Here is a 26,060-nt window from a genome sequence, read left to right on the forward strand (position 1 = left end):
AACTAAGGGCAGCAAAGCGGGGTTCATAAGCGGCTAACAATCGAATCCTAACGGTAGAAGCACAACAAGATAAAGCGTCATCATATCAAGGATCCACAGAGGATGCAGGGTAGCGACACGCTTTATTTGCGCTTCGCTACTAGGACTTTACGGATCGCCGCATTGAAGGATTCAATAAGATGCTGCGGGAAACCTTTACCGCTTTCGAAGTTTACCGATTGTACAGCTCGCATGGCACTTTTGTTGTATTCGCTGCCAGACTTCCCCCACACACTATCAATGAACATAACGGCCATCGACAGAATGAACGCCCCTTGTGGTATTAAAGGACCCACTAAGCCTTCTGGGTAACCTGTACCATCAAATCGTTCTTTGTGCGCTTTCACCATGTCGACAGCATCTTCCCAGCCTTCATGCTTCGATAACAACTTTGCCCCAACCATCGGATGATTCATGGTGGCTTCTTGTTTCGCTACCTCATCGTCTTTGCAGTTCAAAATCAATGCCATGCCCATGTTATGCATGTAAGCCGCGGCACTCAGCTGACAAGGGTCAACTGGTGCTCTTAACTCAGCATTAATCAATTGGCAAAGTTTGAGAATGCGTTCGCTGCGCTCCGCTGAATACCCTAATAATCGATTTAATTTGTGACTAAATCCTGCGAACAAATCAATGTCTGTTTGTTGCTGATCTGTGTATTCAACCTTGATGATGAGAGAGGATGCATCGCGACCGTCCTCCTCTTCCTCTTCGATCACCTGATGGGAACATTGCTTGAGTAGCACGGCCGCCAATTTAGGACGTTCAGCATCGTCTTCTTCAGCATAAATACCGTCCAAACCTTGCTGTAAAATATCGCGTAGCTCACTTTCGGCTACATGAGATTGATAAATCTGTTGCAGCAAAGAGTAGACTTTTTCTATCACCACATTGATAAGGTTCCCTAAATGGTGGTGATATTGAATGTAACCGCCGCGCATACCATCAACGATTTCTTCTAACTTATGTAAAACACCCACCAGCGGATCCAAAAAACACACTGAGCAGTTGCCCTTCATACTGTGTAGAGAACGAAACAATTCGTCCAATTTATCAAAGGAAAATCCCTCACCTTCAATACTATTAATGATCTCTTCAATTTCTTGCTGTGCCTCGACATAGCACTCTAGCAAGTCATCCTTGAGATCTTTTTCTAAGGCAGAGAATTCTTTACAGGCAAAATGGCTCATCTTTCCCATCCATTATCATTAGCCAAAAGGGTTGAGGCTAATCATGGTATTGGCTAATTTAATAGCGTCAGACTTTTATTGTAGTTAGAATCTTTGTAAGCGTGAACAAAGAGAATGTTTCATTGTGCAAACGAAACGAGGTAACCATGCCGAATTACTGGCTAATGAAGTCTGAACCAGATGCCTTTTCCATCGACGATCTGTCTGCCATGAAAGTCTCGCCTTGGGATGGGGTGCGAAATTACCAAGCTAGAAATTTCATGAAACAGATGCAGCTTGGTGACCAAATTTTCTTCTACCACTCCAGTTGTAAACCAGCAGGCATTGTGGGCATTGCGGAAGTGGTCAAGGAAGCCTATCCAGACTACACTAGTTGGGACCCCAAAAGTGCCTACTTTGATGCTAAGTCGACGCCGACTCAACCCAGATGGTTTATGGTCGACGTGGCCTTTGTAACAAAGTTCTCGCGTCTAATTTCTTTAGCGGAACTTAAAGAAGATGCCGCATTAAGCGAGATGCCACTGACTCAAAAAGGCAGCCGTCTGTCGATTATGCCAATTCGTAACGAAGACTGGGATCGCATACAACAACATTTAAACTAATTGATAAGGAATTCAATATGCGGATAAGGGAAAACGCTTTCACTCACTGTCTCTCTCTTGTGGTTCATGAGTAAGTAACATGAACCAGTCGATAGCAAGGATTGCTATACTCGTCTGTTTTACTATTTTGTCCTTAGGCTGTGCCTCGGTTCACGCCACCTCCTTGTACCCCACTTCATTTAAAGCTCAGCTGCAAGACTCAGATCGTGACGGTGTGATTAACTTGCGGGACTTGTGTCCAAATACTCCGCATGGCAGCGCCATCGATAATAACGGCTGCGCTCTGACCAACACCCTGTATCACAACGTGCGCTTTCAAGCTCAGTTTGACACCAATCAATACCAACTCGATGAGTCCCTTCATAATCAACTGGCCGAACTTGCGGAGACACTTAAAACACACCCTAACAGCCTTATTTGCATAGAAGGCCACACCGACAGTCAGGGGTCACCTTACTATAATTTCCTCCTATCTAAGAAACGCGCCGACGCCCTAGCAGAACATTTGATTACTCGCTTTCATATAGCGCCTAAGCGCATTATTCGAATAGGATATGGTCAACAACGGCCCGCCATTACTCACACCGGATCCGCTGACACAAAACAGAATCGCCGTGTTGTTGCACGTATTTTAATGCCACCAAAAGATGACACTGGGACACCTTGGCGCATCCCTTTCAAGCTCAATCAATACCGTATCTCAGAACAACAAAAAACCTCATTACAACCAGTTGTATTAAGGCTCATTCAACAGCCAGAGAGCTTTGTATTAATAGCAGGACACACCGACGCCAGCGGTCAGTATCAACACAACATGAGGCTTTCTCAGCAACGCGCCGAACAAGTCGCGAAGTATCTAGAAAAGACGCATTCGATCAGTGAATATAGCATTATAACCCTAGGTTACGGCGCAACTCGACCGCTTGTTGAGAATGATACCGCATACCATCGTCAACTAAATCGTCGTGTAGAGGTTCGCCTCTTGGAACAGATGCAGGTCAGTCAACAAGTGATTTTGCCCAAATGGACCATTTGGAGTGTCGATGAGTTGGAGAATTCGCTCCAATCAAACTAATTGAAGCGTCGTTCTCGCTCTTGGAGCGGCACGGCATAATCAAAGTAATATTGGATAACAGCGCCAATGTAATCATACTTTTTCCCAGTTCGTACGATCACGCCAACACTGGCCATATCTTGATATTTTTCCGGCTGGTAATAACTTTCAAATCGCCAGCCCGTATCCAAATCATTGTATTTTTCACGATACAAAGAGAAACGTACATTCTCTGATTGATAATAGCTAAGCCCTAAACGCGAACTGGTAATGTTACTCAAGGTGGCTTGATTGGATTGCGTGTTGACAATTAAGGTCACCTCGTCAAAAAACACATCTCCTGTAAACTGCCCTATTACCTCACGCTCCCCTTTTACGTCCTCATCCATTGGTTCCAATTCACTGACGCCTAAACCAACACCAAGACGACCATATTGATTGCTGATAAACCAATTTGAGAAAAACTCTGACTGAGCAAAGCTGTCGTTGCTGGAACCGGTAATCAAGTAATTACTGTTTAGCAACACCTGAGTCGCGAGGTAATCATTGATTGGGATATTCACTTTGAAGTCGATGTTCAGTAAGGACTTACGTTCCAGCAATCCGTAGCCCAACCCCACTGCAAAATTAGGCTTTTGCTCTTCAGCATAAGCCACACTAGAAAAGGTGAGTAATATAATTAAACCGCGTAACAACACCCGTTTTTCGCCTCCGGCAAATAATTCATCCAATCGCTTCTACGCGGTATTGTGAATAGATTCCCCATTAAGTGCCAGCCAAACATGGAAATTGTTGTGATATTTGCATTAAAAATGGCGGGAATGAATGACAAGTCTGGGATTCGGAAGCAAAGCCAAATATAATAGGCGCAAAGTCGATATGACGAACTCTTTTTTAGGTTTATAGGTTACATGGCAAAAAAACTCTTTATCCAAACTCATGGCTGTCAGATGAACGAATACGATTCTTCTCGTATGGCCGACTTATTAGGCGAAAGTCATGAGATGGAGCTGACAGACAATGCAGACGAAGCAGATGTTTTGCTTCTTAACACGTGCTCGATCCGTGAAAAAGCGCAAGACAAGGTATTTCACCAACTTGGTCGCTGGAAGAAGCTCAAGCAAAAAAATCCTGATCTAGTGATCGGGGTTGGCGGTTGTGTGGCCAGTCAAGAAGGCGACAACATTCGTAAACGTGCGAAACACGTGGATATGATTTTTGGTCCACAAACTCTGCACAAGCTTCCAGAGATGGTGAATGCTGCCGCCACACACATTCCCATTACTGACGTCACCTTCCCGGAGATTGAGAAGTTTGACCACCTGCCTGCGCCACGCGTAGAAGGGGCCGAAGCCTTTGTATCCATCATGGAAGGTTGCAGCAAATACTGTACTTTCTGCGTTGTACCTTACACCCGTGGTGAAGAAGTCAGTCGTCCTTTTGACAGCATTCTACTAGAAGCGTCTCAGTTGGCTGAACAAGGTGTGCGTGAAATCCATTTACTGGGTCAAAACGTGAACGCCTACCGCGGCGAAACAGAAGAAGGTGATGAAGCCGATTTGGCCGACGTGATTCACGCTGTGGCGCGTATCGACGGCATTGAGCGTATTCGCTTTACCACTTCACACCCAGTGGAATTTACGGACAGTCTGATTGAAGCCTTTCGCACTGAGCCAAAGCTGGTCAGCCATTTACACTTACCAGTACAAAGTGGTGCCGATAACATTCTGAGTGCCATGAAACGTGGTCACGATCGTCAGTATTACATTGATAAAATCAACCGCATTAAAGACGCACGTCCTGGCATCAGCTTATCGTCCGACTTTATCATTGGCTTCCCTGGTGAAACCGATGAAGACTTTGTTGATACCATGAACCTGATCCAAGAAATTGGCTTTGATCATTCGTTCAGTTTTGTCTACAGTCAACGTCCTGGTACGCCAGCATCTGACCTTGAAGACGACACCCCTGAAGAGGTGAAGAAAGAACGTTTGGCGATTTTACAGCGCCGTATCAGCCAACAAGCGTTTGATATTAGCTTGGCCATGGTTGGCGAAGTAAAACGCATTTTGATCAGTGGCTACTCGCCGCGTGATCCAGGTCAACTTCAAGGCCGTACGGAAAACAATCGCATTGTAAACTTCCGTGCGTCTGATCCACAATTAATTGGTAAATTTGCCGACGTTGTCATTACAGACGCTTATCCTAATTCCCTATTGGGTGAATTGATCAGCTCTGAACTCGACAACGACTTTGTCATTCAATAAGCACAGGTAGCCCTTGGAAACCACACAGACAACTCAACAAATTCGCCTAACACCAGCCAATGTCGATGCCTTGGCTGGCATGTGCGGGCAACTCGATGAAAACATCAAATTGATCGAAAAACGCCTTGAGGTAGAGATTCGCTATCGAGGTGATTTATTCGACCTGTCTGGCGACAATGCTGAACACGTCATGGCCGCCAAAACCTTGTTGCAAAACCTTTATCGTGAAGCGTTAGCCAACCCACAAGTGTCGCCAGAAACGGTTCACCTGTATTTACAGGAATCAGCCATTGAATCCTTGACTCGCAACAAACGAAGTCACAGTGATCAAGTGGTGATTAAAACCCGTAAAGCCTTTATCAAACCTAAAGGCCAAAACCAGCAAAGCTACGTGACGCAAATTCGCAAACACGACATTAACTTTGGTATTGGACCGGCTGGTACAGGTAAAACCTACCTTGCCGTAGCTTGTGCGGTCGAAGCCTTAGAAGCGGATCGAGTTGAGCGTATTATGTTGGTTCGTCCTGCGGTGGAAGCTGGTGAAAAATTGGGTTTCTTACCTGGTGATTTGTCACAGAAAATTGACCCTTACTTACGTCCTTTGTACGATGCCTTGTACGAAATGCTGGGCTTTGAGTTGGTCGATAAACTGATTGAAAAAAACGTCATTGAAATCGCACCTTTGGCCTTCATGCGTGGTCGAACCTTAAATAATGCTTTTATCATTTTGGATGAAAGTCAGAACACCACGCGCGAACAAATGAAGATGTTTTTGACGCGAATTGGTTTTGGCTCAACGGCTGTCATTACTGGTGACCGTACTCAGGTGGATTTACCACGCGGCACGTCATCTGGTTTAGCACAAGCAATGCATGTATTAAAAGACGTCAAAGGTATCAGCATCACCACTTTCGGTTCATCCGACGTGGTCCGCCATCCGTTGGTGCAACGTATTGTTGAAGCTTATGACAAGTTCGATGAAGAAACCGAAGCTGAAAAGAAAGCTCGCAATGAAGCTCGAGCTGCCGAAAAAGCCCAAGTGGCAACGGCAGACAGTGCAAATGTGACAACAGAAACGAAAACCTAATGCCAGATTTAGAACTCGACTTACAAATTGCCACCGATAAGACAGATCAGCTTCCTAGTGAAGCTGACTTTCGCTTATGGGTTGAAAAAGCCTTACCCACCTCTGGTGATGAATACGAAGTGACCATTCGCATCGTAGACGAAGCAGAGAGCCAAGCACTGAATCACGAATACCGTGGCAAAGACAAACCCACCAATGTGCTGTCGTTTCCTTTTGAATCCCCACCTGGCATCGAATTACCTTTATTAGGTGATTTGGTTATCTGTCAGCAAGTGGTGGCAAAAGAAGCCATTGAGCAAGATAAAGCCCTGTTTGACCATTGGGCACACATGACGATTCACGGCATCTTGCATTTACGTGGTTATGACCATATAAATGACGATGACGCTGAAGAAATGGAAAACTTAGAAACCGAATTATTGGCTTCTTTGTCGATTTCCGACCCTTATTTGATAAAAGAGTGAGTTAATCCCCTAATGAGCGATGACCGATCGAGCTTAAACAACGATCAACATAAATCCTGGTTTGAACGTTTCCTTCAAGCCTTTAATGATGAACCGCGCAGCCGTGCTGACATCATTCAACTTCTGGAAACCGCTGTGCAGTCTGACGTTATAGACCGCGATGCCTTCACTATTGTCGAAGGCGCTCTCGAAGTGTCTGAAGTACAAGCCAGAGACATCATGATTCCACCATCGCAAATGGTGGTCATCAAATCTGAAGACGACCCAAAAACGTCCATTCGCAAAGTCATTGATTCTTCCCACTCACGCTTCCCTGTGGTGGGCGAAGATTCTGACGAAATTTTAGGGGTTTTACTCGCCAAAGACCTATTGCCGTTGCTGTTTAAAGATGGCGACATCACCAACGAAGACATTCTCGCTCGGTTGCGTCCTGCTAACTTCATTCCAGAAAGTAAGCGCCTAAACGTCTTACTTAATGACTTCCGTACCAAGCGTTACCATATGGCGCTGGTACTTGATGAATACGGCAGTGTGTCCGGACTCGTCACCATTGAAGATGTGTTAGAGCAAATTGTTGGTGAAATCGAAGACGAAACCGACAAACTCGAACATGAAGGCATTCAGGTCACCAGTGACGCTGGTGTCTATTTAGTGCCAGCACTTTGCACCATTGAAGACTTTAACGAGTTTTTCAAAGCCGACCTTAACGAAGAAGAGTTTGACACCGTTGGTGGTATTCTCGTGCAACAATTTGGTCACGTTCCGCTACGTGATGAAACCATCAGCTTTGATCATTTCGACTTCAGAGTCGTGAAATCCGATGGTCGTCGCGTGAAAACTATCCAAGTGTCAAAATCTGTTACCGAAGAGACGATAGACTAAGATGTCAGCCATTCGCCCCGATTCAACCGATACAATGGCGGGGCGAATTCCTCGCTTTTTCTCACGTTTACCTCTGACTGCCGCTTTGCTGATTGGCGTGATCGCTGGCGCAATCGGTGTGACCAGCTTCTCCCCTTTCCATTTTTGGCCTGGCTATTTTATTAGCCTATTTTTCTACGCCGTTTTGGTCATTACCAGCCCCACTGCCAAAACCGCATTATGGCGAGGCACGTCCGTTGCTTTCGGGGTCTTTGCCGCCAGTGTGTCGTGGGTCTTTGTCAGCATTGCTGAATATGGCCAAGTCGGTGATGTGATCGCCGTCCTGATCACCTTCTGTTTTATCGCTGTGTTAAGTGCCTTTTGGGCCTTTGCCGCTTGGTTGGGGTGGCGCTTACAAGATAAATTCAAAACCCTGCCTGCTAGCTTTTGGGTAATGTTCAGCCTGTTATTAGCAGAACTAGGACGCAGCGTCTTATTTACCGGCTTCCCTTGGCTGCTGCCCGGTTATGCGGTTGAAAACACTTGGCTTTTTGAGCTACTACCCATTGGTGGTATTTGGCTCACCAGTTTTGTCGTCGTTCTAACGGCCACTACCTTAGCCGGTCTGGTGCTAAAACAACGCAATCAAATCATGCTAATGACAATCCTGGCATTAAGTTGGGGTGGTGCTGCCTATTTGAACTACTTTCCAAGTCAGTGGGTCACGCAAACTGGCACCCTGAAAACCACCTTAGTGCAAGGCAATGTCAAACAAGATGAAAAGTGGTTGGCGCAAACCGCCGCTCGCTCCTTAAATTATTACCAACAAACCACTCTGGCGCATTTAGACAGTGATTTGATTGTCTGGCCCGAAACCGCCGTGACCTATTCCTATTCGCAAATCAAACCCTATTTTGCGGACTTCAGCCAACAACTGGCTGACACCAAAACTACTTTGATTACCGGTATTCCAGATGTACAAGGCGGTAAAGACTATTACAACGCCATTTGGGCAACCGGCGATGGTTTTGGTCTTTACTACAAAAAACATTTGGTGCCCTTTGGGGAATATCTCCCTTTAGCCAATTATATTGGCCCTATTTTGGACATCTTTGGCATGCCCATGTCCAATTTTCAATCTGGCGATGACAATCAACCCGTTTTACAAGTAGGTGAATGGGGCATCGCGCCTTTTATTTGCTATGAAATCGTTTACCCAGAACAAGTTCGTGAGATGGTACGCGACAGTGATCTATTGATCACCATTAGTAATGATGGCTGGTTTGGCACCTCTTTTGGCCCTTGGCAGCATCTGCAAATTGCGCAATTCCGAGCCAAAGAAACCGGACGCTATGTGATTCGCGGCACCAACACAGGCATTACCGCAGTGATCAATGAACAAGGTGAGATTGTAGCTCAAGCCCCACAATTCAAACAAACGAGCTTAACGACGAACGCCAAAGCCTTTGCGGGCAGTACGCCTTATGTCACCTGGGGCCCTTGGCCGACCCTAGCCTTAATCGGTTTAGCGGCGTTGTTCTGCTATCTCAACAACCTCTTTTCCAAAACAGCTTCGGCTCGTCAGACACAAAAAGAGCAAAGCGCATAAGCCCTTTGCTCTTAAAACGTCTAACCGTGTGAAGACATTAAACCGTAATGGCAAATTTCACAGGTTGGCAACGCTTGCGCTTGCGGCAGCTTATTCAAGTGACCACATGACATACAAGTATAAGTGCCGGCCTCTACTTGTGTGCCTGCGACATGACACTCTTCTAGAGGTACTGGGTTATTGTTCACATGATTAATAAGCCAGAGTAAAGCGGCATCTTCCTTTTCATCCAACTCCTCAACTAATTCGTGTCCACCGTCTAACACCAGATGCCAATTGGCATCTACCCAGGCTTCTGTGTAGCCCATCTTGTCGTGCCAATAAGCGGACATTAAGGCCATGTCTTCCAACAACCAATCCTTCGCACCTTGCAATGTTTTACGTGCTTCTTCGACTAAATTGGAATCCGAAGTGCTGTTTTGCAGATCTTTTTTCATAGATTTCATAACTCCTTCTCTATGCACCTTCTAATTAGCGCGCCATCTCTATAAAATAGCGGATATTTTCAGACTCTGTTGGCCTTTGCTCCCTAATCTTGAGCTAGGTCGTTATAATGCTGAACAATCACATATAAAGAGAATACAGGTCTACCAACCTCACGTCGATCATGGGAAAAACATACATCATGCAAGAGCAATATAATCCGCAGCAAATCGAACAAGCTGCACAATCTTTTTGGGACGAAAACAAAGTCTTCAAAGCCGTCGCTGATTCCAATAAAGAAAAATTCTACTGCCTCTCCATGTTCCCTTACCCAAGTGGTCGACTCCACATGGGCCATGTTCGTAACTACACCATTGGCGATGTGATTTCTCGCTACCAACGCATGCAAGGTAAGAACGTTCTACAACCTATGGGTTGGGACGCCTTTGGTTTGCCTGCAGAAAATGCGGCGATTAAGCACAAAACGGCACCAGCAAAATGGACAACCGAAAACGTTGCCTACATGAAAGGACAACTTAAAGAGCTAGGTTTTGCCTATGACTGGGATCGCGAAATCGCAACCTGCACACCAGAATACTACAAATGGGAACAGTGGTTCTTTACTCAGCTAATCGAAAAAGGCTTAGCTTACAAAAAAACCGCTGCGGTTAACTGGTGTCCTCATGACCAAACCGTTCTTGCTAATGAGCAAGTAGAAGATGGCGGCTGCTGGCGTTGTGGCACCACGGTAGAGAAAAAAGAAATCTCTCAATGGTTCATCCGCATTACCGATTACGCAGAAGAGTTACTGAATGACTTAGATCAGTTGGACGATTGGCCAGAAAAAGTAAAAGCCATGCAACGTAACTGGATCGGCCGCTCTGAAGGTCTTGAGTTCAGCTTCGAAGTAGAAGGCAAAGAAGACCGTTTGTCGGTTTACACCACACGCCCAGATACGGTTATGGGGGTGACCTATGTTGCTGTTGCCACACAACACCCATTGTCTTTAGAAGCCGCTGAAACCAATCCTGAATTGGCTAATTTCATTGCGGAAAGCAAGTTGATGTCGACCACTGAAGCTGACATGGCCACCGTGGATAAAAAAGGCATAGACACTGGATTTAAAGTCATTCACCCTATCACAGGTGAAGCTGTTCCCGTGTTTGCTGCTAATTTTGTGTTGATGGAATACGGTTCTGGTGCTGTTATGTCAGTTCCAGCTCACGATCAACGTGATTTCGAATTCGCGAAAAAGTACGACTTACCGATCAAACAAGTGATTCAACCTGTTGGCGACGACACGGCGGACATCGAAACAGAGGCTTACACCAACAAAGGCGTACTATGTAACTCAGGTGAGTTCGATGGTTTGACCTTTAAAGAAGCCTTCGATGCCATTGCCGCTTGGATGACTGAGCGCAATCTAGGTGAAGTAAAAGTTAATTACCGTCTACGCGACTGGGGCGTAAGCCGTCAACGTTACTGGGGGACACCAATCCCAACCATTAATTTAAAAGACGGCTCTGTTGTGCCTGTACCGGCTGATCAATTGCCAGTAGAACTGCCAACCGATGTGGTCATGGACGGTGTAAACTCGCCAATCAAGAACAACCCAGATTTCTCTGCCATTATGTTTAATGGAGAAGAAGCCGAACGCGAAACCGATACCTTTGATACCTTCATGGAATCTTCTTGGTATTTCGCTCGCTACTGTTGCCCAGATGCCACAGATGCCATGTTAACGGAAGAAGCCAATTACTGGTTGCCAGTTGACCAATATGTAGGCGGTGTAGAGCACGCGATTCTTCACCTACTTTACTCTCGCTTCTTCCATAAGTTGCTACGTGATGCAGGTCTTGTGAACTCTGACGAGCCATTCAAACGTCTATTAACGCAAGGTATGGTTAACAAAGACGGCACTAAGATGTCTAAGTCCAAAGGCAACACAGTTGATCCACAAGAAATGATCGAAAAATACGGTGCCGACACGGTGCGTTTATTCATCATGTTCAGTGCGCCACCAGAGCAGTCTCTAGAGTGGAATGACGCAGGCGTGGACGGTGCATCACGCTTCTTACGCCGTTTATGGGCCTTGTCACTTCGTCATGTTAACGCGGGCAAAGTCGGCGAATTGAACATCGAAGCTCTTAACGGTGCGCAAAAAGCCTTGCGCCGTAAGACTCATGAAACCATCCAAAAAGTCACCGATGACATCGAACGTCGTCAGACGTTTAACACGGCCATTGCCGCTGTGATGGAATTGTGCAACGAAATCAGTAAGTTCGAGGATACGTCTGAACTTGGTTTGGCCGTTGAACGTGAAGCCCTAGAAGCCACTATCTTATTGTTGTCTCCTATCGTGCCTCACATCGCTCACCAACTTTGGATGGACCTAGGCAACACGGACAACATCGTCGATACTCCTTGGCCTTCTCTAGACGAAGCCGCTTTGGTAAAAGACGAGTTGACGATTGTGGTTCAAGTATTGGGCAAAAAACGCGCAGAGTTAACCGTTTCAGCCAGTGCCGATAACAAAACCATTGAAGCAGAAGCCTTAGCACACCCTAATGTCACCAAATTCCTTGAAGGTAAAACGGTACGTAAAGTCATCGTAGTACCCGGTCGTTTGGTCAATATTGTGGCAAACTAAGCAATGCAACTGGGATGGCCAATGGCCGTCCCTATTTTCTTAACTCGCACAGAGATCATGGATATGACAGTCGCTTTCAAACACACTACTCGTCTCTTTTTACTTGCCTTCTTTGCTATGAGTCTAGTGGCCTGTGGTTTTCATCTCGTAGGATCCGTGCAACTTCCAGACAGACTCAAAGTGCTGACCTTGTCTTCTCAAAGTGGCTCAGAGGATTTTGATCGTGCATTGCGTCTGGTACTATCTCAACAGGGCGTTATTATCCTAGAGGCTTCTCAAGCCGATGCCGACACCCTAGAGCTAAAGGTCAATAAACTCAGTACTTCCGACACAGAATTAGCGCGCAACAGTTCCAACGACGTGTCTCAAGTACAACGTCGCCTTGCTGGTGCCTATTTCATTCGCCAAGCGGACGGCAAATCCTTATACGGTCCTCGTAACATCAGTACCGATAAAACGCTGGTAAACCAAGATGCGGAAGAAAGCGCCAAGCTATCTTACAACCAAGCACAAATGAAAGACATGTATGCCGATTTGGCAAAACAACTTATGTACGACCTAGGATACGCTCCGCTGTAACCAGCGAGACAGCAGACCAACCTTATGAAAGTTCGTGCCGATCAGCTTGCCGCTCAACTAAACAAAAACCTGGCTCCGATTTATATTATTTCAGGGGATGAGGTATTACTGTGCCAAGAGGCTGCTGACAGCATTCGCAAAGCCGCGCAACATCATCAAATCGAAGAACGCCTAAGGTTTGTCGCCGATGCACAGTTTGATTGGCAAGATGTCATTTTGGAAAGCCAAAGTTTATCTCTGTTTTCTTCCCGTCGTTTATTCGACATTCAAATCGACAAAATGGCAGAGAAACACAGCAAAGCGTTAGCCCAATTGGGCCAATCCCTAAGCGAAGACAATGTCATTTTGCTGACCTTGCCCAAAGTGGACGCACGCACTCAAAAAGCCAAATGGTTTAGCCAGCTTGAGTCACAGGGCGTATTTGTACAGATTTGGCCAATCGACGCTAACCGTCTACCGGCTTGGGTACAACAAAGAGCGCAAGCCATTGATTTATCCCTATCTCGCGATGCGGCGGCTATCATCTGTGAACGAGGTGAAGGTAACCTTTTAGCCTTGTCACAAGAGCTCGAAAAACTTGCCTTGATGCATGGTGCAGGCGCGAAAATTGATGCTGAGAAAGTCATCGATTCCGTCACAGACAGCAGTCGATACTCGATTTATGACTTGAGTGATCGTTTGCTTATGGGAAAAGCCAAAGACGCCTTACATTGTCTGAACCAGCTTTTAGCCGAAGGCATTGAAAGTAATATCATTCTTTGGCTAATTAACCGTGAAACCAATACTTTGGTCAGTCTATTGCAAGCCATGGCATCAAGCAGTTTACGTCAAGCCTGTCAAAATCAAAGAATTTGGGATAAACGCATTCCGTTTTATGAAAGTGCCATGTCACGACACAATCAAGTCACCCTGCCTTACATGCAAAACTACCTTGCTTTGATGGATAAAAGCGTCAAAGGATTGGATGGCCCAGACCTTGAAATCGGCCTTAGAAACCTAGTCATGATGTTTTGCGGCTACAAGCCCACCATGACGGAATTAGACTTACCCCCTCAGTTTTAACCTACGCGAACTAAAGTGCAATCTATCAATAATGGTACAAAGACATAAGATAATAGAACAACCGCCGCTTCCTTTATTTTGTTAGCCTGATATGATGCCCAGCATTCACCTTTGCATAAGACACGAACCAATGAATTCCGCCGACTTTTCAATAGAGCCCATCGCTGAACACAGTATCGAACAACTGGATGTCTGGACAACGCCGCTGTTTGTTACGCAAATGCCAGATCATGAATTTCTGAAAGACGACTTGATGGCACTGATTTATCAGCAAAAAGCACAGCAACAGACCGCCATCGATAGTTTAGTGGCGCCTTCTGCAAAACACGCATTGCACGAGAGTCAATTGGATTTCCTTGATCAGCAGGATGCCACCTTGATGGAAACAAAGCGTCAACTTGAAGAGTTAATATTAGAGGTAGCAAGTGGCTTAAACCAAGCCCATTGGCCTGAGGATGCGCAAGCGGATGCTCATATTATTGAATCTTGGTATCACGTAACAGGCAAAGGCGGCTACCATGATGCCCATTCACACCCAAACTGTTCTTGGTGTGGCATCTATTACGTCGACCCAGGTGACGCGGCTCAGTCGAATGTGGGCGGTGTTAATCGTTTTTATGACCCTCGTGTTAATGCCGAACATTATGCGGACCCTGGTACTGCGTATTTAGGTCAACATGGCGTTTGGGATTTCACTCCAGTAGCAGGCCAGATTGTATTGTTCCCTTCTTACTTAAAACATTCCGCCCTACCTTACTTTGGTGACAAAGACCGAGTCGTCATTGCGTTTAACAGTATTATTGAATTGTATTAACTCTCCTTCCTCATCCACTTTCCCCATCAAGCAACCAACATTTGACGGGGAAAGCCATAAAGATTTTTGTTAAGTTTTTATGCAACGATTCACAAGCAATGGGGTTTTGTAGTAATTTAACAAAATACCATTCACCATCTTGGGGAGCGTTATGCATTATCCGTTTGATCAACTTAGTGGCACGGAACGTTACCACCTGATCACCCAAACTGTGATACCCAGACCCATTGCTTGGATCATGACCAAGAATGAAGACAGCTCTTTTAACCTCGCCCCATTTTCGTATTTCACTTCTCTCTCTTCTGATCCGGCTTTATTGGTTGTCTCCATTGGCAACAAAAACCCAGAAACCTTAAAAGATACCAAGCGAAATTTACTCCGCGAAAAGGAATGTGTTTTGCATATTCCCAGTGGCGAACTAGTAAACCAAGTCAATGACAGCGCTGCCAGCCTGACTTACGGTGAGTCTGAAGTGTCGAAAACAGGTTTAGAACTGACCGACTTTGCACCGAATTTACCCCGTATAAAAGCGGCGAAAGTGGCTTTTCACTGCCGTCTGTTTGATGTTCATAGCTTAGCAGGAACCCGTTTTGAAGCCATCTACCTGGAAATTCTGAACCTGTACGTTGAGGATGAACTTATTCAGCAAAAAGGCGAACGTACCTATGTGAATAGTAAGTCGCTCAACCCACTCGCTCGATTGGGTGGCAACGATTATGCCTTGTTAGGTGAGACCATGACGATTAAACGTCCTGATTAGGGCAATACTGATTAGAGGTAATAATAATGGACGTGACAAAACAATTAAGTGCTTTTCCATTCATGGCCGATTTAACCCCGGAACTGCATTCATCTCTTGTGGATTTGGCCAATATCAGAAGCTTAAAGGCCGGTGAGGTCTTAGCCAAACAGTTCGAAATCGGACAAAATATTTATTTTCTATTATCAGGTGAAGTGGCCATTTCTGTGCCCTTACAAGACTCTGGCAAGTCCTATAACGTTGGCACCATCAGCCAACAGCTGTCACCTATTGGCTGGTCTGCGTTTCGTCATCCATCTCGATACGCCACCACCTTTACGGCGACTAAGTCCTCTAAACTCTTGGTCTGGCCTTTAGTCAAATTACAAAAGCTTTTAGACAGCAACCTAGGGTTTGCCAATGCCTTCTTGCAGTTTGTCTATCAAGAATCGTTACCGGTATTAACCAATATTCAAAACCAGACTCGCCCTTTCTTTTCCAATGAGTCCCTTGCGTTTGAAGAAACCCGTCCGTTGGTTCAAGCTGAAACACAAACTCACGCCCTAAAAGACGCAATTAGCCTGCTGAACTACGCACCATTTTGTGACACTTTCACTCAAGCTGATATTCATGCCTTGGCTAAAAAATCCACTATCTTGCTCGCTCACCAAGGGGATATCTTGTGCCAGCAAGACCAACCATCAGATGGCCTCTACTTTTTGATCAAGGGTAAGGTGGTGGTGAGTTATCAAACGGATTCTGGTGAGATCATTACCACGCGCTCTATTTCCAGAGCAGGCACCGTATTAGCTTGGTCAACACCAAACGCTCAATTGAAAAATCGTACTTCCATTATTTCATCTCGAGACAGCAGTATTTTATACATCAAACAGGATGATTTAATGACTCTGTTCAAAGAGAACGAAAAGTTCTCAGTGAAATACATGTATCGTTTAATCTGGCTAGTCGGTGCTCATTTACTAGCGGCTCGAATGCGCTATTTATCACAGATTGCCAACGATGAAGTACTGGCGGTTAGTAATGTTATTGAACAAAATGCGGCACTTTTACCGGTCAGTTCACCGCTTTACAAAGTCAGTGAACTGTTAAAAAGTGCCATTACCACAGACGAAGCATTTGGCATCATGTACAAATGCCTGCATTTTGGCAGTGTCTTAGAAAGAACCATCTCCGGCATGTGTTTGGACATTTTAAAAGATTTACAACGAGAGAATGCCTTCTATCGCCAGTTGCAAACAGCCTATGACGGCATCAACAGCTTACCTATGGACACCCCAGCTCTGGACGCCAGACGTTTTGGCACAGAGTATTTTAAGCAAGCTTTCCAGCAAGTCCCTTACGTGATTAAAGGTCTGGAAAATCTGCCTAAAAAAGCCGGTTCTATTTTCATCTACAATCATTTACTTGGCTCCCCAACCAACCGTCTACCAAATGGCTTTCGTTTTTCCATGGACGCTCAGTTCATTGGTTCTATGGTCATTGACAATGAGTATGGTATTTCAGGTCAACGCGTCGTTCGCCGCAGTAAAGACAGCGAATTTTGGCGAGATGACTTTTATGAAAAATTCGGCAATATCTTTATCAGCAGTTGGGAAGGTTTAACTCGTGAGACACCAGAGTACGATGAGTTTATTCAAGCGTCTCAAACCACGCTAAAACAAAATTTCCCATTGATGATTTCACCAGAAGGGCAAAGTTTTAATACCCATCATTCTCCTGGAGCCTTCTTACCTCATGCATTTGAAATTGCGGGTTCCATGGGGGAAGAGGAACCTTGGATCGTGCCTATTGCCGTGGCAAACTTTGATAAACGCGCCGACCACAATATTTATACTGTGGTTATCAAACCGGCATTCAAACTGTCGAGCCGAGTAGACTATACCGACAAAGCGGCATTGAATGCTTTCTTGATCGAGTATCAGCAAGAATACAAAGGCTATGTAAACGAAGCGATTGAGTTATCTCAGGAAATCCGACAATACCCAATTTTCAGTGCAAAAAGCGGCTACCGCTCCAATGTTATGAGCTTGAATCAAATTGATGTGGAATTTGAATCAGACGTTCGTCAGCTGGAATTCCATCTTTCTCATCAAGAGTATAAAGAACAGCCGGTAGCCTTCTATGGCTCATCCACAATGCGTTTATGGCATGAATTTGAAGAGCAGTTTCGTGATAAAGATGGCATCAATCTCGGCTTTGGTGGCGCGACGTTAGAAGCGTGTGTGTATTACTTTGAACGTATTGTTTTACCTCACAAACCACGTTCATTGGTCATCTACGCTGGTGACAACGACATCGGCAACCATTGTGACAGCAACCGAGTGGTTGAGCTCTATATCGAGCTATTACAAAAAGTGGATCGCTATATGGCGGGCATTCCTGTGACACTGATTAGTATAAAATGCAGTCCGACTCGTGAAAAAATGCGCGATGTGATTGAACAAACCAACCGCCAAATTGAACGTTTAGCGCAAACCCGTCCAAATACGCAATACGTGGATTTATTCTCCACTTTGTTGGATAAGAAAAACCAGATAAGAGAAAACTTGTTTGAAGGGGATCGCCTGCATCTTGCCCCAAAAGCCTATGACTTATGGAGCAAAAAGCTGCTAGAGAATGCGGACTTTATTTTCCAGAATAAATAACTCATTCCACTTGGTAAAAACGCTCAGTCATCGGTTGATGAACTGAGCGTTTATGCTGATTACAATACAGCGTTATCATCTAACAGTCGCTTAGAAAATGCCGGATACAACTTTGGCACCTAACAAAATCAATAAACTGCCCATACCACGATCAACCCAGACAATATGACGCTTTAACCAAGCCAGTACAGGGCCACCAGCCAATAACAACGCCACAATCACATACCAAACGCTGTCAATAAACACCACTGTAGACCAAAGCTGAAACTTGATCATGCCTGTCATTTCGTGAGGAATCACTTGGCTAAATAACGCGAGGAAAAACAGCGCTGCTTTCGGGTTCATTAAGGCTATTAATAAGCCATCTCGGGCCGCTTCAAAATAGGACGAAGACACAGCTTCAATACGGTCATCATTGGACATACCGGCATAGCGCCAAGCCTTGATTCCCAACCAAGCAAGGTACAATCCCCCCAGAACCGTTAATACAGAGAATACTTCTTGATAGCGCTGCATCAACACCGCCAAACCTTGTAAGGTCAAAAAGGCCCAAAAGCCAATACCTAAGCCATGAGTAATCGCCGCCAATGCGCCGTGCCAAGCAGATTGAGAAACCGAAATACGAAGAATAACGGCCAAACTTGGGCCAGGAGATAAGGCCCCCATGACACAAATCACCACCAAAGATAACCAGCTGGCTAAATCCATTTTTTCACCTTTTACATCGATTGTTATTTTAAAGCGGTATTCTAACCAAGCCATGGTTAAAAAACGACGTTCATTTTAAATTCAAAAATTAAAAAAATCGTGTTGACCTTTTTCTCAAAAAACGTCAGGATAAAATGACTTTTTACAAAGCGATCTATTTTATATTATGAACTTAACTGTCTTGAATAAACGCAACGGCGATAAACGTAAAGCCTACAAGCTTTGCGATGCTGACGTGCGTATTTAAGATTTCATTATTACCCGGCAGCATTCTCGCTGACGGTATCTCCCCTCGCTCAAGCAGCAAATACTCTCAGCAAGAATGCCAACCGACACAAACGAGGCAAAAACATGTTTCACGGTGCGATTACGGCTTTAATTACTCCATTTCGTGATGGTCAACTAGACGAAGACGCGTTACGAAAAATTGTTCGCTGGCAAATAGACCAAGGTATCAATGGCTTAGTGCCAGTAGGTACGACAGGTGAATCCCCTACGTTAAGCGAACACGAACACAAGCGTGTTATTGAAATCACCGTGCAAGAAGCCAACAAAGCGGTTCCTGTCTTAGCGGGTGCAGGCTCTAACAACCCAGTCGAAGCCGTTACCTACTCTGAATACGCACATCAAGCTGGTGCAGATGCAACACTACATGTGGCGGGTTACTACAACCGTCCGAATCAAGCAGGGCTTTATGAACACTTCAAATACGTTCATGACAACAGCCAACTTCCTATTATTCTCTATAACATTCCACCACGCTCAATCGTCGGTCTGGATGTAGACACCATGGCAAAACTGGCAGAGCTGCCTAGAATCATCGGTGTAAAAGATGCCACAGGCGATCTAACCCGTCCGATTCGTGAACGTGCGCTGATTAATAAACCTTTCAGCTACCTAAGTGGCGATGACGTTACCAGTGTGGCGTACAATATTGGTGGCGGTAATGGCTGCATTTCCGTCACCGCGAACATTGCCCCTAAATTGATGACAGAACTGCACGCTCTATGCAGCCAAGGTCAATTTGTCGAAGCCGCACGATTACAAGACAAACTGTTCGCATTACACAGTGCGTTATTCATTGAGCCAAACCCAGCTGGCCCAAAATACGCCATGTCTTTACTTGGTTTATGTACTGAAGAATGCCGCCTACCGATTGTGGCATTACAAGACAGTACTAAAGCCACAATCAAAGCGGCGATGGAAGCGATCAACTTAATTTAAGCTCGCCAAGTCGACGGGATACAACAAGCATCCAGAAACACAAAAGCCTGCAATTTGCAGGCTTTTTCATATCATCTACTCGTTGGCGGCGCCAACTGACAGCAGCTCGCTTATTCTTGGACGTCCATGTATTTGTTCGCCCAAACACGGTTTTCATCCAAGGTGGAGTAACGAGTAGAAAGCTCAGAAGCATTCAATTTGCCTTCCGCTATGCCACGTTGCTCACGAAGACAATCATAAGTCGCTTTAATGGCGGCAAAATAGGCCGCATGACCATTCACTACGATACGAACACCATTGGCAGCAAGACGATCGCGATCGGCTAGCTCAGGGTTTCCGTATGCGACTAACATCACAGGAATATCAATGTGCTGAGTAATCTCTTCAAGGTGCGCAAAGTCACGAATCCCCACCATACAGATGCCATCTACACCAACCGCTTGATACGCTTTCACACGTTCAATGGTTTGCTCTGTTGTTAACTGGCCTGCGTTAGTACGAGCAATGATGCTCATCGCTGGATCAATTCGAGCATCTAATGCCGCTTTCAATTTGCCCACGGCTTCTTCGACTGGGATCAAATCCGTTGATTTATGACCGTATTTGGCTGGTAACAAGGTATCTTCAATGGTCAATGCCGCGACACCAGCACGTTCCAGTTCAACAATCGTACGCATCACGTTTAATGCATTACCGTAACCATGGTCGGCATCCGCAATGATTGGCAAACGTGCGACACGACCAATACGTGTCGCCTGTTCCGTGAACTCACTCAAAGTAATCAAAGCAAAATCAGGCGCGGCCAATACTTGTAATGAGGCTACCGAACCACCGAGGATACCCACTTCAAAACCCAAGTCTTCTGCAATACGCGCTGACATAGGATCAAACGTAGAAGCGGTATAATAACATTTGCCACTTTGTAGTAGCTTACGAAAATCATTACGCAAATCATGCTGCGAAGGTGTTGCCATTAGAGTTACTCCTAAAAACGGTCACAAAGTGATATTGCGCCATATTATACAGAGCTTCTGAATTTGCTTCACCTCTAACCAACCATTTGGTTAGGTTTTGAAAGTAAATTACTACATTTTTGCCTAAATCCGCACTTAATTAGATCAAGATCAGTTTTTAAGCAGTGAATGTCGTGACACGACTGATCCCAAGGGCTAACATAACCAGCCTAGCATTCCTCTATGCGTCTATTCTTGTCTTCAAAACTATTGATAAAAATAAGGTTCTCAAATGAACGCTTGGTATCTCATTTGTTTTCTTTCGGCTTTAGCGGTTTTTATCGCTTTTACGAACCAATATGTCTTAAAAATGCAAACCACCATTGCCATCACAACTGGCTCAGTGGTTATTTCACTACTTTTGATCCTTGCGGTAAAAATGCTTGGCGATCAAACCGCCTTGTTTATTACCCAAGTGGTGGCGGGGATAGATTTTAATCAACTGCTTCTCAAAGGCATGTTAGGGTTTCTGCTGTTTGCAGGGGCATTAGAAATTGACCTCACGGCGCTGCGTAAACAACGCTGGGAAATCACCATTCTAGTACTCTTTTCAACCTTGGTTTCCACCTTGATTGTTGGTTACCTGAGCTTCTATATTTTTGGCCTATTGGGCTTCCCTGTGCCGTTAATTTATTGCTTGCTATTCGGCGCACTGATCAGTCCAACGGACCCGATTGCCGTCCTTGCCATCATCAAACAAATGAGTGCGCCACAAGGCATTTCCATTCAAGTAGAAGGCGAGTCACTGTTTAATGATGGGGTTGGCTTGGTGATCTTTACCACCATTTTTTCGGTCGCCTTTTATGGTACCGAAGCGCACTTTGCGGATGTGGCAGAACTGTTTCTCGTCGACGCGATTGGCGGCATTGTGTTTGGCTTAGCCATTGCAGTGGTTGGTCACTTTGTCATCATTAACTGTAAAGACATTAATATCCGCCTACTGGTGACTTTAACCATTCCATCCGCAGGCTTTGCCTTAGCAAATATTTGGGAAATTTCAGGCGCACTGGCGATGGTAACCAGTGGTATTTTACTGGGCAACATTACCCGTCAGAAAGCCATTAAACGTCGTGGTCCAGATGGCACCCGCTATGTGAAAGACTTCTGGCACGCCACGGACAGTTTTTTAAACGCCTTGCTGTTCCTCATCATCGGCATGCTTATCGTCACCATGCCGTTTTCGTGGGAAGTCATTGGGCTTGGATTAATCATGATCCCTGTGGTTTTGTTAGCACGCTTTATCAGTGTGGGCAGCCCTTATTTAGTCTTCAAACGATTCCGTCATTACGATAAACACTCGGTTAAGATTCTAACCTGGGGCGGACTTCGCGGAGGTCTTGCCTTAGCCATGGCAGCGGCGATCCCTTCGGAAGAAATCATGATCGAAGGCTTTGACCTTCATGACTTAATTGTCATCATCACCTATGTGGTGGTCATTTTCTCTATCATAGTACAAGGTCTAACCATTTCGCCTTTAATTCAAAGAAGCATTGAAGCGGCTAAGCAGACTTCTGACAACTAAGGAAGGTACGAATAAAAAAGACCGAAAGGTCTTTTTTATTGGCCAAATAAACAATATGACGAATACGGCTGGTTAAGTGTATTAGAATAACGTTATATTAGGATTGATCTCAAACTATAACAATTTATGACTAAGAAGGATCTTACGCTGTGTCGGGTAACCATAAGATGATTCTTGATCAAGCAGAAATAACTAAACGCAATAACGTTAAAATTCTGGGTGAAGGCCAAAAGATCATGATAATGGCTCACGGTTTTGGCTGTAATCAAACCATGTGGCGCTTTCTCCTCCCTCAGTTAACACCACATTATAAAATCGTGTTATTTGATTATGTGGGTTGTGGCTCCTCTGATTGCCAAGCGTACCGAGAAGAGCGTTACAATTGCCTAGATGGTTATGCTCAGGACATTATTGAAATTTGCGATGCTTTTGACCTTCAAGACTGCATCTTTGTTGGCCACTCCATCAGTGCAACCATTGGTTGGATTATTAACCAACAACGCCCGGAGCTAATTTCTCATCATATCATGGTGTGTCCATCGCCCTGTTTTATCAACATAGATGACAACTATTCTGGCGGTTTTGATATGCAAGACCTAGAAGGCTTGATTGGTTTGATGAGTCAAGATTATCTCGGTTGGGGACAATATCTCGCGCCGATCGTTATGGGCAGTGAGTTACCGGATGATGCTTCCCAGGCAGATGAGAAAGAATCCATGGTTTGGGAGCTTCTAAACAGTTTCTGTGCAATGGATGTAACCTTTTCCTTACCCTTTGCCAAAGCCTGTTTTTACTCTGACAACCGCCACTTGTTAAAACACATCAATCGCCCCAGCTTAATCTTACAGAGCTCAGACGACTTATTAGTGAACTTAAACGTCGCAGAATTCATGGCAAACGAGATCCCTGATAACCAATTAGACATCATAGAAAGCAAAGGACACTGCCTACACATGACCAACCCTGCTAATGTCATGGAAAGCATGAAACGCTTTCTAGCCACTCAGTCACCTTCGCTCTGACATGACACTTGGTGACTGATGACGCTCGTTTGGAAATTGTCTTTATTTGAAGGCGGTATGGTATGAAGACGGCTTCAACACGACCATCACTCTCGATGAACAGCAAACAAGGTGCCGTCTTTATAATGACCGAGTAACTCTCGAATACTCATTTGAGTAACTTGGTTATTGTAATAAGACGCGTTCGCAGCTGCTCCCTGTTTCAGATCTTTGCGCACGCCTCGTTTGCCATCGTAAGCATGAGAACTACTTTTGAGAAGAACCTGATTGTCTTCTACGGTGACTACCATCATGGTGCCGTACTTGTATATCGGATCTTCATTCTGAAAAATTTTCGAAAAATCGACCGAGTAAATGTCATTCACCCGCGGCGTTTCAAGATACGCTAATGTTTTGTGTGCTTGTTCTTGCTGAAAGTAGTCATTCGCCAAAAACACACAAGGTACGATAACCGCCCAAACTTCGACAGGAAGAAATAGAAAGGTATGAGCGGGAGGACGAGTTTTCTTGCCGGTTTCCGAATGCACTCGCCATATTCGATCTCGCAGATTAAGCCACAAGCCAATAGCCGCGACGAGCAACGCCACCGCCACCACAGAAAAGAGTTTCACCCAACGATTTTGTTGGTAAAAATCCTCCCCCATCACGCCATCCACAAGCATTTGAACGTCCACAAAGGCGGTAATAAAAATGGCCGGAGCAAGCCAACCTAGTCCTTTCCAGATAGGTAACATTTTATCTTCCTTCAAAACGCCTTTGGTTCTTTATTAAATTTTAATTTCAATACAATTACAAGGAAGGTTTTTATCATGATCACATCACAGATTAACTATTGATAAGTTATAAAATCCGTCTAAAATCGCCACATATTCAACTGTAGACTAGGATTTTTTATGACAAACATTACCATTTTAGATGGTGGCATGGGCCGTGAACTCGCGCGTCTTGGCGCTCCTTTTAAACAACCAGAATGGTCTGCCCTCGCGTTAATGGAAGCCCCTGAAACTGTGAAGGCCATCCACCAGTCTTTTATTAACAGCGGTTCTCAGGTGATCACCACCAACAGTTATTCACTGGTGCCTTTTCACATAGGCGAAGACGTATTTAAACAACGTGTCCGTGAACTGACGCATTTATCTGGCAAACTCGCTCGTGACGCTGCAGATGAAGCGGACCATAAAGTACAAGTAGCGGCTTCCGTGGCACCCTTATTTGGCTCGTACCGTGCCGACCTTTACCAAGCCGATCGCGTTACTGAGATTGCCACCCCCATCATCGAAGAACTGGCACCGTTTGCGGATCTATGGCTATTAGAAACCCAATGCCTGATCGACGAGTCCAGCCGTGTTATTGCTTTAATCGAACAAATCGACACGGCCAAAAAGCCTATTTGGGTATCCTTCACTCTAGAAGATTCAGAGCAAACGGCAGAGCCTTTGCTGCGTTCAGGTGAAACCGTTGTCGACGCAGTGAAAGCGATGCAAAAACTGGGCGTAGATGCCATTCTGTTTAATTGCAGCCAGCCAGAAATCATTGGTGAAGCCATTGCATTGACGCAGTCGCTGTTGAGTGAACTGGGCGCAAATGATATTGAGATCGGCGCTTACGCCAACGCCTTCCCACCCACGCCAAAAGATGCCACGGCGAATGACGGTTTAGATGAGTTGCGTGAAGATCTTACTCCGCCCGCTTACTTAACTTGGGTTAAACAATGGCAGAACAAAGGCGCAAGCTTGATTGGCGGTTGTTGCGGCATTGGACCTGAGCACATTCTAGCCATTAAAGAATACACTCAAAAACACGAGTCTTGAGTCAGTACAGTAGGCTAAATCACGTGATTTAGCCTACTTTTTTGAAGAGGCTACGGCGTGTTAAGCGCTTCGGCAATCTGTTTTGCCATCGGCTCCACAATCTGATTAATCCAGTTACTGGCGAGGGTCTGAGTTAAGGCTGAATAACCGTCAGAACGAAGGTAATCCGTCACATCAAACACCTGGGTTTTCAAAATTTCTCCTTCCGCAGACCTCAATTGCCAGCGTCCCGTAATGTTCACGCCCCCCTGTAAATCCGCATAGAAACGATCCACTTCAATGTTTAATTGAGCAATAGCATAACTTGGCAAACGCTGTCTGGCATACCAAGCAATATTCTTTAGGCTTTTCTCCAGACGCTGTTGGGTTAATCGCGTTAATTGAGGAGCTAAAGGTTCCGCCCAAAGATGGCTTTGCGAACGATGCACTGCCCCTGTTTTTGAGACCAATACAATCTCGTTTCCAGACAAATAATTTGCCACCTCGACCGGCATCATTTGGATCTGCATTGGCGCCGTTGCTATGGCACTTACTTTATCACTAGAACTGTCGACTAAAAGGTATTCATAACTGGGTGGTGTCGGGCTAGCACAGCCCACCAATACACTGGTAATCAAACTCAAGACCATCATTCTTACAAACATAAATCGCTTT

General features: G+C 45.2%; 24 protein-coding genes. 17 read left to right on the plus strand and 7 right to left on the minus strand.

Going from position 1 to position 26,060, the window contains the following annotated elements:
* Positions 1–122 precede the first annotated feature (122 nt).
* A complete protein-coding gene (locus DFP76_RS12570) occupies positions 123–1,229 on the minus strand; it encodes an HD-GYP domain-containing protein (RefSeq protein WP_113874982.1) in 1,107 nt (368 codons plus the stop codon).
* Between the two features lie 146 nt (positions 1,230–1,375).
* Between DFP76_RS12570 and DFP76_RS12575 the strand changes: the two genes are divergently transcribed.
* A complete protein-coding gene (locus DFP76_RS12575; protein WP_113874983.1) occupies positions 1,376–1,831 on the plus strand; it encodes an EVE domain-containing protein in 456 nt (151 codons plus the stop codon).
* A gap of 79 nt (positions 1,832–1,910) precedes the next feature.
* Complete coding sequence (locus tag DFP76_RS12580) at positions 1,911–2,906, plus strand: OmpA family protein (protein ID WP_113874984.1); 996 nt, start codon at positions 1,911–1,913, stop codon at positions 2,904–2,906.
* Here the strand turns inward: DFP76_RS12580 and DFP76_RS12585 are convergent.
* Positions 2,903–3,616, minus strand: a complete 714-nt coding sequence (locus DFP76_RS12585; protein ID WP_245931937.1) for a hypothetical protein — start codon at positions 3,614–3,616, stop codon at positions 2,903–2,905. The two genes, DFP76_RS12580 and DFP76_RS12585, sit on opposite strands and share 4 nt — an antisense overlap.
* A gap of 180 nt (positions 3,617–3,796) precedes the next feature.
* Here DFP76_RS12585 and miaB point away from each other — a divergent pair, with 180 nt between their 5' ends.
* The 5 genes from miaB to lnt are packed head-to-tail and all read left to right on the plus strand — an operon-like array spanning position 3,797 to position 9,173.
* Positions 3,797–5,152 carry a tRNA (N6-isopentenyl adenosine(37)-C2)-methylthiotransferase MiaB gene (gene miaB / locus DFP76_RS12590; protein WP_113874985.1) on the plus strand — a complete coding sequence of 452 codons (1,356 nt, stop codon included), beginning with the start codon at positions 3,797–3,799 and terminating at the stop codon, positions 5,150–5,152.
* A 13-nt stretch (positions 5,153–5,165) separates the two neighbouring features.
* Entirely contained in the window at positions 5,166–6,239 is a 1,074-nt protein-coding gene (locus DFP76_RS12595) for a PhoH family protein (protein ID WP_113874986.1), read from the plus strand.
* On the plus strand, positions 6,239–6,703 hold the full coding sequence (gene ybeY / locus DFP76_RS12600) for an rRNA maturation RNase YbeY (protein WP_113874987.1): 465 nt from the start codon (positions 6,239–6,241) through the stop codon (positions 6,701–6,703). Before DFP76_RS12595 ends, ybeY begins: the two co-directional genes overlap by 1 nt.
* A gap of 12 nt (positions 6,704–6,715) precedes the next feature.
* Positions 6,716–7,585, plus strand: coding sequence for a CorC family transporter (locus tag DFP76_RS12605; RefSeq protein WP_113874988.1), 870 nt, complete (start codon positions 6,716–6,718; stop codon positions 7,583–7,585).
* A gap of 1 nt (position 7,586) precedes the next feature.
* Complete coding sequence (gene lnt, locus DFP76_RS12610; RefSeq protein WP_113874989.1) at positions 7,587–9,173, plus strand: apolipoprotein N-acyltransferase; 1,587 nt, start codon at positions 7,587–7,589, stop codon at positions 9,171–9,173.
* 20 nt (positions 9,174–9,193) lie between these two features.
* Here lnt and DFP76_RS12615 read toward each other — a convergent pair whose 3' ends face one another.
* Complete coding sequence (locus DFP76_RS12615) at positions 9,194–9,610, minus strand: zinc ribbon-containing protein (RefSeq protein WP_113874990.1); 417 nt, start codon at positions 9,608–9,610, stop codon at positions 9,194–9,196.
* 188 nt (positions 9,611–9,798) lie between these two features.
* On the opposite strand from DFP76_RS12615, the gene leuS reads away from it, so the two are divergent.
* The 6 genes from leuS to DFP76_RS12645 all read left to right on the plus strand — a co-directional run bounded on the left by leuS (position 9,799) and on the right by DFP76_RS12645 (position 18,106).
* Positions 9,799–12,246, plus strand: a complete 2,448-nt coding sequence (gene leuS, locus DFP76_RS12620) for a leucine--tRNA ligase (protein ID WP_113875056.1) — start codon at positions 9,799–9,801, stop codon at positions 12,244–12,246.
* Positions 12,247–12,249: 3 nt separating this feature from the next.
* Positions 12,250–12,825, plus strand: a complete 576-nt coding sequence (locus tag DFP76_RS12625) for an LPS-assembly lipoprotein LptE (RefSeq protein ID WP_245931938.1) — start codon at positions 12,250–12,252, stop codon at positions 12,823–12,825.
* Positions 12,826–12,849: 24 nt separating this feature from the next.
* Positions 12,850–13,887, plus strand: coding sequence for a DNA polymerase III subunit delta (holA, locus tag DFP76_RS12630; protein WP_113874991.1), 1,038 nt, complete (start codon positions 12,850–12,852; stop codon positions 13,885–13,887).
* 130 nt (positions 13,888–14,017) lie between these two features.
* A complete protein-coding gene (locus DFP76_RS12635; RefSeq protein ID WP_113874992.1) occupies positions 14,018–14,701 on the plus strand; it encodes a TIGR02466 family protein in 684 nt (227 codons plus the stop codon).
* Positions 14,702–14,852: 151 nt separating this feature from the next.
* Positions 14,853–15,461 carry a flavin reductase family protein gene (locus tag DFP76_RS12640; RefSeq protein WP_113874993.1) on the plus strand — a complete coding sequence of 203 codons (609 nt, stop codon included), beginning with the start codon at positions 14,853–14,855 and terminating at the stop codon, positions 15,459–15,461.
* Between the two features lie 26 nt (positions 15,462–15,487).
* The gene (locus tag DFP76_RS12645; RefSeq protein ID WP_113874994.1) at positions 15,488–18,106 is read left to right on the plus strand and encodes a cyclic nucleotide-binding domain-containing protein; all 2,619 of its coding nucleotides are present in this window, start codon (positions 15,488–15,490) and stop codon (positions 18,104–18,106) included.
* A gap of 90 nt (positions 18,107–18,196) precedes the next feature.
* Here the strand turns inward: DFP76_RS12645 and DFP76_RS12650 are convergent, their stop codons facing one another.
* Positions 18,197–18,814 carry a LysE family translocator gene (locus DFP76_RS12650; RefSeq protein ID WP_113875058.1) on the minus strand — a complete coding sequence of 206 codons (618 nt, stop codon included), beginning with the start codon at positions 18,812–18,814 and terminating at the stop codon, positions 18,197–18,199.
* Between the two features lie 351 nt (positions 18,815–19,165).
* Between DFP76_RS12650 and dapA the strand changes: the two genes are divergently transcribed.
* Positions 19,166–20,038 (plus strand): 4-hydroxy-tetrahydrodipicolinate synthase, encoded by an 873-nt coding sequence (gene dapA, locus DFP76_RS12655; RefSeq protein WP_113874995.1) that lies wholly within the window; start codon positions 19,166–19,168, stop codon positions 20,036–20,038.
* Positions 20,039–20,148: 110 nt separating this feature from the next.
* On the opposite strand, the gene DFP76_RS12660 is transcribed toward dapA, so the two are convergent.
* Positions 20,149–21,012 (minus strand): isocitrate lyase/PEP mutase family protein, encoded by an 864-nt coding sequence (locus DFP76_RS12660; RefSeq protein WP_113874996.1) that lies wholly within the window; start codon positions 21,010–21,012, stop codon positions 20,149–20,151.
* 271 nt (positions 21,013–21,283) lie between these two features.
* Between DFP76_RS12660 and DFP76_RS12665 the strand changes: the two genes are divergently transcribed.
* Both DFP76_RS12665 and DFP76_RS12670 read left to right on the plus strand, forming a co-directional pair.
* On the plus strand, positions 21,284–22,573 hold the full coding sequence (locus tag DFP76_RS12665) for a cation:proton antiporter (RefSeq protein ID WP_113874997.1): 1,290 nt from the start codon (positions 21,284–21,286) through the stop codon (positions 22,571–22,573).
* A 149-nt stretch (positions 22,574–22,722) separates the two neighbouring features.
* Positions 22,723–23,595, plus strand: coding sequence for an alpha/beta fold hydrolase (locus DFP76_RS12670; RefSeq protein WP_245931939.1), 873 nt, complete (start codon positions 22,723–22,725; stop codon positions 23,593–23,595).
* Between the two features lie 86 nt (positions 23,596–23,681).
* Here DFP76_RS12670 and DFP76_RS12675 read toward each other — a convergent pair whose 3' ends face one another.
* Positions 23,682–24,329 carry a hypothetical protein gene (locus DFP76_RS12675; protein WP_113874999.1) on the minus strand — a complete coding sequence of 216 codons (648 nt, stop codon included), beginning with the start codon at positions 24,327–24,329 and terminating at the stop codon, positions 23,682–23,684.
* A 159-nt stretch (positions 24,330–24,488) separates the two neighbouring features.
* On the opposite strand from DFP76_RS12675, the gene DFP76_RS12680 reads away from it, so the two are divergent.
* Positions 24,489–25,406: a homocysteine S-methyltransferase family protein gene (locus tag DFP76_RS12680; RefSeq protein WP_181799846.1), complete on the plus strand. Its 918-nt coding sequence runs from the start codon at positions 24,489–24,491 to the stop codon at positions 25,404–25,406.
* Between the two features lie 50 nt (positions 25,407–25,456).
* On the opposite strand, the gene DFP76_RS12685 is transcribed toward DFP76_RS12680, so the two are convergent.
* Positions 25,457–26,050: a PqiC family protein gene (locus DFP76_RS12685; RefSeq protein ID WP_113875000.1), complete on the minus strand. Its 594-nt coding sequence runs from the start codon at positions 26,048–26,050 to the stop codon at positions 25,457–25,459.
* Positions 26,051–26,060 lie beyond the last annotated feature (10 nt).

It is taken from the genome of Marinomonas aquiplantarum (genome assembly GCF_003314975.1).
Taxonomy (GTDB): Bacteria; Pseudomonadota; Gammaproteobacteria; order Pseudomonadales; family Marinomonadaceae; genus Marinomonas; species Marinomonas aquiplantarum.

What these genes read in the sequence shown, in the direction of transcription:
- DFP76_RS12570 (WP_113874982.1), bottom strand. Translation starts at nt 1,229, where the DNA reads ATGAGCCATTTTGCCTGTAAAGAATTCTCTGCCTTAGAAAAAGATCTC.
- DFP76_RS12575 (WP_113874983.1), top strand. Translation starts at nt 1,376, where the DNA reads ATGCCGAATTACTGGCTAATGAAGTCTGAACCAGATGCCTTTTCCATC.
- DFP76_RS12580 (WP_113874984.1), top strand. Translation starts at nt 1,911, where the DNA reads ATGAACCAGTCGATAGCAAGGATTGCTATACTCGTCTGTTTTACTATT.
- miaB (WP_113874985.1), top strand. Translation starts at nt 3,797, where the DNA reads ATGGCAAAAAAACTCTTTATCCAAACTCATGGCTGTCAGATGAACGAA.
- ybeY (WP_113874987.1), top strand. Translation starts at nt 6,239, where the DNA reads ATGCCAGATTTAGAACTCGACTTACAAATTGCCACCGATAAGACAGAT.
- DFP76_RS12605 (WP_113874988.1), top strand. Translation starts at nt 6,716, where the DNA reads ATGAGCGATGACCGATCGAGCTTAAACAACGATCAACATAAATCCTGG.
- lnt (WP_113874989.1), top strand. Translation starts at nt 7,587, where the DNA reads ATGTCAGCCATTCGCCCCGATTCAACCGATACAATGGCGGGGCGAATT.
- DFP76_RS12615 (WP_113874990.1), bottom strand. Translation starts at nt 9,610, where the DNA reads ATGAAAAAAGATCTGCAAAACAGCACTTCGGATTCCAATTTAGTCGAA.
- leuS (WP_113875056.1), top strand. Translation starts at nt 9,799, where the DNA reads ATGCAAGAGCAATATAATCCGCAGCAAATCGAACAAGCTGCACAATCT.
- DFP76_RS12625 (WP_245931938.1), top strand. Translation starts at nt 12,250, where the DNA reads ATGCAACTGGGATGGCCAATGGCCGTCCCTATTTTCTTAACTCGCACA.
- holA (WP_113874991.1), top strand. Translation starts at nt 12,850, where the DNA reads ATGAAAGTTCGTGCCGATCAGCTTGCCGCTCAACTAAACAAAAACCTG.
- DFP76_RS12635 (WP_113874992.1), top strand. Translation starts at nt 14,018, where the DNA reads ATGAATTCCGCCGACTTTTCAATAGAGCCCATCGCTGAACACAGTATC.
- DFP76_RS12640 (WP_113874993.1), top strand. Translation starts at nt 14,853, where the DNA reads ATGCATTATCCGTTTGATCAACTTAGTGGCACGGAACGTTACCACCTG.
- DFP76_RS12645 (WP_113874994.1), top strand. Translation starts at nt 15,488, where the DNA reads ATGGACGTGACAAAACAATTAAGTGCTTTTCCATTCATGGCCGATTTA.
- DFP76_RS12650 (WP_113875058.1), bottom strand. Translation starts at nt 18,814, where the DNA reads ATGGATTTAGCCAGCTGGTTATCTTTGGTGGTGATTTGTGTCATGGGG.
- dapA (WP_113874995.1), top strand. Translation starts at nt 19,166, where the DNA reads ATGTTTCACGGTGCGATTACGGCTTTAATTACTCCATTTCGTGATGGT.
- DFP76_RS12660 (WP_113874996.1), bottom strand. Translation starts at nt 21,012, where the DNA reads ATGGCAACACCTTCGCAGCATGATTTGCGTAATGATTTTCGTAAGCTA.
- DFP76_RS12665 (WP_113874997.1), top strand. Translation starts at nt 21,284, where the DNA reads ATGAACGCTTGGTATCTCATTTGTTTTCTTTCGGCTTTAGCGGTTTTT.
- DFP76_RS12675 (WP_113874999.1), bottom strand. Translation starts at nt 24,329, where the DNA reads ATGTTACCTATCTGGAAAGGACTAGGTTGGCTTGCTCCGGCCATTTTT.
- DFP76_RS12680 (WP_181799846.1), top strand. Translation starts at nt 24,489, where the DNA reads ATGACAAACATTACCATTTTAGATGGTGGCATGGGCCGTGAACTCGCG.
- DFP76_RS12685 (WP_113875000.1), bottom strand. Translation starts at nt 26,050, where the DNA reads ATGTTTGTAAGAATGATGGTCTTGAGTTTGATTACCAGTGTATTGGTG.